At 68.7% G+C, this 8,507-nt stretch carries 10 protein-coding genes and 1 pseudogene; 5 read left to right on the top strand and 6 right to left on the bottom strand.

Features of this window, described 5'->3' with window-relative positions; translation table 11 throughout:
• From ABZ371_RS24960 to ABZ371_RS24950, 3 genes and pseudogenes are all read right to left on the bottom strand, one after another.
• Nucleotides 1–712, bottom strand: a pseudogene (locus tag ABZ371_RS24960) (hypothetical protein); the annotation flags it as partial.
• Between the two features lie 689 nt (nt 713–1,401).
• On the bottom strand, nt 1,402–1,791 hold the full coding sequence (locus ABZ371_RS24955) for a toxin Doc (RefSeq protein WP_358683473.1): 390 nt from the start codon (nt 1,789–1,791) through the stop codon (nt 1,402–1,404).
• A gap of 2 nt (nt 1,792–1,793) precedes the next feature.
• Nucleotides 1,794–2,033 (bottom strand): antitoxin MazE7, encoded by a 240-nt coding sequence (locus ABZ371_RS24950; RefSeq protein ID WP_358683471.1) that lies wholly within the window; start codon nt 2,031–2,033, stop codon nt 1,794–1,796.
• 156 nt (nt 2,034–2,189) lie between these two features.
• On the opposite strand from ABZ371_RS24950, the gene ABZ371_RS24945 reads away from it, so the two are divergent.
• Nucleotides 2,190–2,840, top strand: a complete 651-nt coding sequence (locus tag ABZ371_RS24945; protein WP_358683469.1) for an HAD family hydrolase — start codon at nt 2,190–2,192, stop codon at nt 2,838–2,840.
• Nucleotides 2,841–2,844: 4 nt separating this feature from the next.
• Nucleotides 2,845–3,684 (top strand): DUF1932 domain-containing protein, encoded by an 840-nt coding sequence (locus ABZ371_RS24940; RefSeq protein ID WP_358683467.1) that lies wholly within the window; start codon nt 2,845–2,847, stop codon nt 3,682–3,684.
• Between the two features lie 7 nt (nt 3,685–3,691).
• Here ABZ371_RS24940 and ABZ371_RS24935 read toward each other — a convergent pair whose 3' ends face one another.
• The 3 genes from ABZ371_RS24935 to ABZ371_RS24925 all read right to left on the bottom strand — a co-directional run bounded on the left by ABZ371_RS24935 (nt 3,692) and on the right by ABZ371_RS24925 (nt 6,266).
• A complete protein-coding gene (locus tag ABZ371_RS24935) occupies nt 3,692–4,261 on the bottom strand; it encodes a guanylate kinase (RefSeq protein ID WP_358683465.1) in 570 nt (189 codons plus the stop codon).
• Entirely contained in the window at nt 4,258–5,295 is a 1,038-nt protein-coding gene (locus tag ABZ371_RS24930) for an AAA family ATPase (RefSeq protein ID WP_358683463.1), read from the bottom strand. Before ABZ371_RS24930 ends, ABZ371_RS24935 begins: the two co-directional genes overlap by 4 nt.
• Nucleotides 5,296–5,480: 185 nt before the next feature.
• The gene (locus tag ABZ371_RS24925) at nt 5,481–6,266 is read right to left on the bottom strand and encodes a GntR family transcriptional regulator (protein WP_358683461.1); all 786 of its coding nucleotides are present in this window, start codon (nt 6,264–6,266) and stop codon (nt 5,481–5,483) included.
• 398 nt (nt 6,267–6,664) lie between these two features.
• Here ABZ371_RS24925 and ABZ371_RS24920 point away from each other — a divergent pair, with 398 nt between their 5' ends.
• From ABZ371_RS24920 to ABZ371_RS24910, 3 genes are all read left to right on the top strand, one after another.
• On the top strand, nt 6,665–7,234 hold the full coding sequence (locus ABZ371_RS24920) for a hypothetical protein (RefSeq protein WP_358683459.1): 570 nt from the start codon (nt 6,665–6,667) through the stop codon (nt 7,232–7,234).
• Nucleotides 7,235–7,414: 180 nt separating this feature from the next.
• The gene (locus ABZ371_RS24915; protein WP_358683457.1) at nt 7,415–7,945 is read left to right on the top strand and encodes a WhiB family transcriptional regulator; all 531 of its coding nucleotides are present in this window, start codon (nt 7,415–7,417) and stop codon (nt 7,943–7,945) included.
• Entirely contained in the window at nt 7,942–8,484 is a 543-nt protein-coding gene (locus ABZ371_RS24910; protein ID WP_358683455.1) for a hypothetical protein, read from the top strand. The genes ABZ371_RS24915 and ABZ371_RS24910 overlap by 4 nt, the downstream gene beginning before the upstream one ends.
• Nucleotides 8,485–8,507 lie beyond the last annotated feature (23 nt).

The raw sequence follows: 8,507 nt of genomic DNA, 5'->3' as shown, positions 1-8,507 counted from the left end.
GTCTTGTTCCGGTGCAACCACGCGGCGGGGTGGTGGTCCTGACACTAGGGGGCCGCAAAACCGCCGCCGCCGGTGGGGGGGGTGGGGGGGGGGCGGCAACTCCGCAGACGGCAATGCCGTCTGCGGAGTGACCTGCGGTTTTGCCGTTTGTGCCGAAGACGGCATTCACGGCAACGGCATTTACGGCGACGGCAATGCCGTCGCCGGTGTGACCTGCGGTTTTACCTGTTTCCGCAGGTCGGACCGCAGACGGCAATGCCGTCGCCGGTGTGACCTGTGGTTTTGCCGCCCCATCGGCCTCCATCGGCGCGGCGGTCGACGGCCAGCTCGGGTTGTAAACGGGGTGCTGGAACAGCTCGTACTCGACCTTCCCGAACCTCCCCCCGTTCGCCTGAGTACGCCGGATGAAGCCCGCCTTGGTCAGATGCCGGACCGCAGCACGGACAGCATCACGCCCGACCACGCCGCTGCCGTTGGTGCTCTCGATGCCCTCCCTCTGAAGCGACGTCAGAACGTCGGCGACCGTAAACGGCAAACCGGCCGCGACCAGGAACATGCAGTGCAGCAGCACAAGGGTGTCCATGGCATCGGTCAGCCCCGACCCGAACACCATGTGCGGATGTACCGCCACCGGCGGCGCCGGCTCCGAACCGCGGATGGCCGCCGAGACGATCGATGTGGAAATGGGATCGTTCTTCGCGTCGTCCGTCATCGGGTCACCTCCAGACGGAGGGTGCAGGCCGGGACGGTAAGGAAGGGCGGGGACTGGTTGAAGGAGGGGGGCATGCGCATAGAAGTGGTAGATGGCGCGTGTGTGTGACATGCCGGAGCGGCGCCGGATGAAAACTGCATCCGCTGACTCTGGACCGGCCGGGCTGTGGACAGTGGCCGTGCGTCCCGAGGAGGTACGTTCGCTCCCACAGGGCGGGCAGCGATCTTGATGTGCGTCCCGTACGGCGGGACGAGGGCGGCGGCCTGGGCTGCGAGGACAGTAGTGATCACATCACTCCCAAGGGGCTGTTGGGCCTCAGACGTGACAGTGATCTTCAAAAAAAATGCCGGGCCGGCGGCCGCGACCTGGCGGCGGCGACGGGTGGGCAGGCGGTACATAATGGGTCGATCTCCCCTGATAGGGGAGCCGTGACCAGCAGATGTGACCTGACCGAGGATCCGGATGGTGGCGTTCCGTGAGACGGGACGCTTATCCTGGGTATAGGTGACTGCGCGGGCCTGAGAAGGTCCACGGGCATCACCCCGGCGAGGTCACCTCACCGGACACGACTCGGGTTCCTGGAAGTTCTGCGAGTCGAACAGCGAGTGATCGCTACGAAGCCGTTCCGTCCCTGCCAGGACGGGGCGGCTTCGGTATTTATGGGCTCCGGGCGGGCGGGGACTGTGTCATCAGGACCCCGTTTCGGGTGTCCGCCAGGAGCGCAGCCGGTCAGCCACGTCGTACACCGTTAGGCGCAGTGCTCTGATGTCTGCGATCAGATCATGCCAAGACTCGTAGGTGGCCTCCACGGATTCGCCGGATGCCTCGATGTAGGCAGTCACGACGCCGTATCCGAACAGTTCACTGCGGGCCGGGAGGGGGCGCAGCAGCACGATCTGTTCGAGCAGGGCTGCCGCCCTCCAGAAGGCGTCGGGTGAGGTCTCGTCGAGGTTGGGAGTGTTCACCCGATGCCTGGCCACGGCGGCGACCAGGGCGGAATAGTCCCGTACGGTCAGCTCTTTGCCAAGGAGGTCCTCCTGGCGGTCGAGGAGCCAACGGATGTCGATGTGGAGGTCCAAAATCAGGCCGCCCGGTCCGTGCGCTGAGGGATTCCACCGAAGTCGCGGTCGAAGGCGTCTGCGATGCCGGGGCGGGCCACAGCGGCGCGGAAGGCGGCGGTTGCGTGGCCGAGCTTCAGCTGGTTTTCTTCCTCTATCGCGAGCGTGGCAAGGTAGCCGCGAACGCTTTGTCCGCGGGCGGCGGCGATGGCGGCGAAACGGTCCCGAGTCGCCGTGTCGATCTTGACGGTTGTGTCAGCCATGACCTCAGCATACCTCCATGAATACCTGAGTGAATACGAACCTGGGTCGGGTGTCGCATGCAAGGCTTGGCGCCGCCGCAGGGCGGGGGCGGGCAGTCCCCACGGCGCGAAGAAGCGACTGCCAGGCTCGCCGGGTGCCCGGTAGGGTCCTTCTCCGTGGCCCACCTTGCGTTCTTCGATCTGGATGGGACGCTGGTCGACCGGCAGTCGGCGCTCAGCGACGCTGTGACTGGCCTGGGTCGGGCACACACCCTCGGTCCAGACGCCGAGTGGTGGCTCCGCACCGAGTTGGCCGACCGCGCGAACGCCGCCGACTTCGTCCGGCTGCGGGAAGCCTTCGACCTGGAGGTGCCCGCCGCGCAGCTGTGGCAGGAGTATGTCAGCCTCATGGCGGCCGCTGTCACATGCCGGCCAGAGGTCCTCGAGGGCCTGGCCCGGCTTCGCGCGGCCGCGTGGACGATCGGCATCGCCACCAACGGGGCCAGCGACATCCAACGTGCCAAACTCGCCGCGACCGGCCTCGCCGACTTGGTTGACGGCGTCGCGGTCTCGGGTGACTTGGAGATCCGCAAGCCGGACCTGCGCCTCTTCGAACTTGCGGCCAACCGTTGCGGGGTGAACCTCGCGGACGGCGGCTGGATGGTCGGCGACAACCCGGCCGGGGACATCGGCGGCGGCCAGGAGGCCGGCCTGCGTACCATCTGGCTGCGTGGTCGGCCATGGCCGGACGGCCTTCGTGCCGCGCACCACATCGTCGAGGACGTCACCGACGCCATCACCATCCTGCTCAACGAAACGTCGGAGTAGCACCGTGGACCAGCCGACCGTCGGAATTCTCCACCCTGGCAGCATGGGCGCCGCTGTGGCCGCCTGCGCCGCGGCCAACGCGGCCGCGGTCCTGTGGTGCGAGACCGGGCGCAGCACCGCCTCGGTGGAGCGTGCCGCCCGGTTCGGGCTGATGCCCGCGGCGACGCTGGCCGAACTGCTGGACCGCAGCGACATCGTCATCAGCCTCTGCCCGCCGACCGCTGCCGAGGACCTGGCCCGCGACGTCGCCCGGCACCGCTTCGCCGGGGTGTACGTGGAGGCGAACGCCATCAACCCCGAGCGCGTCCAGCGGATCGCCGGGCTGCTCGAACCGGACGCGACCGTCGTGGACGGGGGCGTCGTCGGCTCCCCGCCGGTGCGCGGAAAGACGCCGACCCTGTACCTGTCCGGCCCGACCGCCGCGACCGAGCGCATCGAGGCACTGTTCCCGGGCACCGCCGTCCAGACGGCGGTGCTGGGCACGGAGATCGGGAAGGCGTCCGCGCTGAAGCTGGCGTACGCCAGCTTCCAGAAGACGAGCCGGGTACTGGTGGCGCTCGCGATCGGGATGGCGCGCGAGCACGGCGTCGACCAGGAGCTCATCGAGGTCGCCTCGAAGCGCACCGACTCGTACCTGTCCGAGCCGCAGTACGTCGCCAAGACCGCGGCCCGCGCCTGGCGCTGGGGCCCGGAGCTCGAGGAAGCCGCCGACGCCCTCGCGGCCGCCGGCCTTCCCCCAGAGATGCTGCGCGCGGCCGCGTCCACGCTGGCACGGTGGCACGAGGCCAAGGACGACAGCGAGCTCACACTCACCGACGCCCTGGACCGACTCGCCCACCCGTAACCTGCGCTCATGCCGACGCCGCGCCCGCCCGCCGCGCCAGCAGCTGGTCGATGAGTCGAGCCGCGTCCTGCGGGGCCGCCTCCGTGGTGTCCACGGTCAGGTCCCAGGTCATACCCGGGTGCGCGTCCAGGTCTTCGCGGGTCGCGTTCCACGCCGCCAGGCGCGCTGCGGTGTCGCTGTCGCCGCGCCCCGCAGACCGCTGCCCGGTGACCTCGCGCGGGCACCACAGCAACACCGCCGACCAGTCGGCCGGGTAGCCGTCGACCAGCGCGCGGATGCCGTCGATCTGCCCGAGGTGCACCACGGGCACCCCGGCCGCGAACGCCGCGTCGGCGCCGGGCCGGTCGATCACGTAGGTGTTGCCGTACCTGGTGTTCGCGTAGACGACGTCGCCCGCAGCCTCCAGCTCGTGCAGCTGCTCCGCGGTGCCCATCCGGTAGCCGGCCGACTTGCCGGACCCGACCTTGAGCCGCGTGAACTGTGCGTACTTCGAGTTCAGCTCGGTGAGCGCGGCGGTGACGGTGTCCTTGCCCGCCGCCGGCGGGCCGTACAGGATCACGCCCTGACCTTCGGTCATGCGTACATCGCCCCCATCGCCTGCCGGGCCTGGTCCGCGAGCGTCACCGCGGTGCCCAGCCGGTTATCGACGACCAGGTGCGGCACTGCCGGGCGCAGGTCGAGGTCGATCGTGGCCATGTACTCGTCCCACCGCTGGAGCTTCCACGCGTCCCGGGCCGCGGAGCGGAATCCGATGTACTCGCGCATCGACTCCTCGTCGCAGCGGACCCATACAGGGAAGACGTCGACTCCCATCGAACCCGCTCGGTTGGTCAGGCGCTGCATCCAGGCCGGGTCGGTCATCTCGGCAATGAATGGGGCGGTCAGCACCGTGGAGATGCCGCACTTGATGTTGGCCATGGCCAACTGCATCAGGCAGTCGTACTCCACCGGCCGGACCTTCTCGCGGTAAAGGTCGGTGTGCCGGTCGTTCGCGTCGCCGCCCAGCGCGACCAGGAGGCGCTCTACGAGCGGGCGGGTGAGCGGGTCCTTGTCGAGCAGAGGCCAGCCGGTGAGCTGAACAAAGAAGCGGGCGAGCTCGGTCTTGCCGCTGCCCGCGAAGCCGCCGACCAGGATGAGCACCGGACGGTGCGGGTCGCCGCCGGTGTGCCGGCGCTTCCACGCGTCGATGATTCGCTGCTGGAGAGCGAAGTGCCCGGCGTCTTCGCTTCCGGGCGAAATACGGTGGATGGCCCGTTCGACGGCCAGGACATGCGCGTCGGTGAGGCGGTCGTCCATCGGCGTGAGCTTGAACGACGTCTCTTCGCCAGGCAGAGCGGTGCGAAAGCCCAAGTCCGGCTCGGTCGCCCGGTAGAGAAGGCAATAGGCGCGACGATAATGCGGACCCGGGTAGACCTCTCCCTGCTCGTGCTGCCACAACGTCTGGGGATTCGCGGCCGGGATCCCTTTCAGTTTGGCTTGCTCAGCCACCTCCCGCAGCCGCTCGCCGGCCTTCTCCAGAGTCAGGCCGTGAGCCTCCCGCTGCTCGCGCAGCTTGTCCGGTCGCCACCCTGCTCGCTGCTTCCCCACCCCGTGCCCCTCTGTGATCGTCATGACCGCGAGCCTAGAGCTCGGGGTTCAAATCGCATGTATATGCGGATGTTGAAAACGTGTGAACGGCAGTGCGTACGAGCTTCGACAAGCGCCTGTGATGGTTCGCCCCGCCCGGCCCGAGTGTGATGGCCCTCACGAGATCAACCGAGGGGAGGGGCACCGTGGCACGTGAGATGCAGTCAGTGTTAGTCGTCACCATCTCCATCGTCATCAGCGAGTCGAGCACTCGCGTGGCGTCGGATGGAGTAGCCGATCTCGAACTCTTCGGCACTCATCCTGGTGTCGTTCACCTCGACAACCTCGCCGTTGGAGCTGGTCGTGACCCGGACGACGCGCAGGAGCGGAACGCCAACGTCGGCGGGGAGATTCAGTGCCTCCGCTTCTTCAGGCGAGGGCATGCGGGCGGAGACACCTTCACTCCAGCGGAGCGGGCGGTGGCCCATTTCCTCCAAGCGGTCGTAGATGCCTCCTGGCCCCGTGTCGGCCTCTGCGAGTCGAGTTCCTCGAGCGAGGTCGGCCGGCAGGTAACTGGTGGCCAGCTGCTTCGGCTTCCTGCTCTCAGGGTCGCCCATCACGCGGTCACGAACGAGGACTTCAGCCCCGGTGGCGAGACCCATGAGGGCAGCGAGATCGACCGGCACGATGCCCCAACGCAGAGTGGGAGGCTCCAAGGCCACCCAAGGTTGGGCAGTCGGGTCGAAGTAGTAGCCGATCTCATCGCGGAAGACCTGGCGGGACCGGGTGATGCGCCGCTTCTCAGGGCGCTCACGCACGATGGTCCCTCTACGTCGCACCGCGACGACCAGACCCTCCTGCTCCAGGAGCGCGATGGCGCTTCGCACGGTCTGGTAACCAGCGCCGTACTGGGCCTGGAGCTCGGTGAGCATCGGCAGCTTGTCGCCCGGCATGTATCGCCCCTCGCCGATCTGCTGTCGCAGGTCAGCGGCGATGTCGCGATACGAGACGGGCATCGAAGCCACCTTTCAAGGTCGTGCGGGGATCTGATTCTAGGGCTAGCTCTATCAGGCGGTGGCGCGCGGGCACAACCGCTCGACACGAATAGAGCTATCGCTATTGACTCACCTGCCCGGCATGGTCTCTACTAGGCGATAGCGATAGCCCTAACGCTCTGTTGGGCAAGGGTTACGTGGTTTTGTACCACCGCACGACCGTAGGCAGTCGTCCGCCTCGCAAGAGGGGGCCGGGGTTGATGGCACCAACAAATCCCCCGGGTTCTCGACTTTCTACTGCACGTCGTAGCGCTATGCGCTGTCCGTCCGTCAGGACGCCGGGGTCACCCGCGCGTCCTGACGGGCGGAGAGAGCACCGCGACGCAGCCCCTCCCCCTTCGCACATGAGGAGATCCCGCATGTCCATCACCGCCGCGGTGCCCACCGCCAAGGAACGCCCCCGCCGGACCCGCACGAAGCGGGTCAGCGGCCTCCCCGCCCTCAAGCTCTCCGAGCTCCCCCTCCATCACATCGACCTTCGCAACCCGCTCAAGGCCGTACTCGTCTGCCAGGACTGCGAAACCTGGGTGCCGATCACCGGCATGCAGAGCAAGGTCCAGAAGTTAGTCCCGCACCACACCGGCAAGGCCCACGTCGCCGCCGCAGTTCACTGCCGGAGCAGCAACCGCAGGCTCGAGTTCGACATGACGATCCCCGAGTGGCGCCGGGCCTTGACCGACGCCGTGAAGGAATCCTCCAGTCGGACGGCCACCACAGTGCTGCCTAAAGCGTTCAGCCCGCGGACCGACCGGACCCTACGAGCTCGTGCCGAACGCACGCCGGCCGGGCGCCTGGCCGACTGGAACGCGGTGCTGTCCCGCGTGGATGTTGCCGACATGAACCGCCGGGGGGTGCCCGCCGGTGACGTCCCGACGGAATGCCTCGAGGTCCCGCTGGACACGCTCCGCCCCCAGCGCTCCGCGCGCTGAAGCACCCCGTACGAACGACCACGGCCCTGGCCGCCCCGCAGAAGGGGGCGGCCAGGGCCGTGGCTGCTCGTACAGCAGTCACAGGGCCACCGGCCCTGAACACGACGAACCCCCGGGGGGCAACCCGGGGGCCGTCTTCGCAGCTCACCCTCTCTAGAAGGGCAAACGCGCATGCACAGGATGACATCCACTCAGGCCCGGCACACACGCCGGGCCGTACTCCAGGCCGCGGTCGATGCCGGTGCCCGCTGCACCGGCATGGACCCCGACCTTTGGTTCCGCGCCGATGACGAGCCGGACACCGACTGGCACGTCCGCCGACTCAAGGCGATCCGCCTCTGCATCGGCTGCCCGATGCGGGCCGCGTGCGAGGAGCTCGCCCTGCGCGACGGCGACGGCGAAGCGGAGGCCGACGAGCTGGTGCGCGCCGGCCTGACCGGCCCCGAGCTCGCTGCCGTCCGCGACCACCAGGCCGAGCGCCTGGCCGTCGCCGTCGACCTCGACCGCGACACCGAAGGCCGCCAGCTCGACGAGCTCACGATCAAGCTGCGGTTCGCCGCGACGAAGAACCCCGACAAGTCCGCAGCCACCGTGCGCACGGTGGCCGTTTCCCGGGCAGCCCAGAACGCCGAGGTCCGGAACCTGGCCACGCAGATCCGCCAGATCCACACCGCTCGCCGCGCCCGCAACGGCTGGGAGGTCGCGGCATGAACACCACTCTCCTCGACCTCACCACGGGCCACGCGACCGGCATGTGCCCGACCTGCGGCGGGAACTTCGAGACATGCCGTTGCACCGGTGCTGTCCCTCCGGTGCCGCACGCCGAGCGCGACGAGACCGACAGCGCCTTCCACCAGCTTGTCGGCCGCCTGGTCACGGACGGCGACACCCGCGCCGAGTCCGTTGGCCGCCAGGCGCGCCGCACCCTGGCCGAGATGGCGCCGGGCTACGAACGGCAGCCGGTACTCCTGCTCACCCGCCCGCTGACCTTCCGGTCGGCGAACGACGCGTGCCCGCTGTGCGGGTACTGGACGTGCCGCTGCGGCGCTGTCGCCCCGGCCCCGCAGAGCACCGGCCAGGTGCAGTGCGACACCTGCGGCACATGGTTTGGCTACGCCGGGTGGACTTGCTCCGCCTGCCAGCAGCTCAGGGCGGTGGAGCCGACACCGCACGAGCGTGACGGCCGTACCGAGCCGGCGCCGGCACCGGCTCGCCCGCACTCCGCCGTACCCGAACGGCACCAGCCCTGACCCGGCACGTACCTTGCCGCCCG

The organism is Streptomyces sp. NPDC005899 (genome assembly GCF_040629645.1).
Classification (GTDB): domain Bacteria; phylum Actinomycetota; class Actinomycetes; order Streptomycetales; family Streptomycetaceae; genus Streptomyces.
This window is presented reverse-complemented; position numbering and strand designations above follow the sequence as displayed.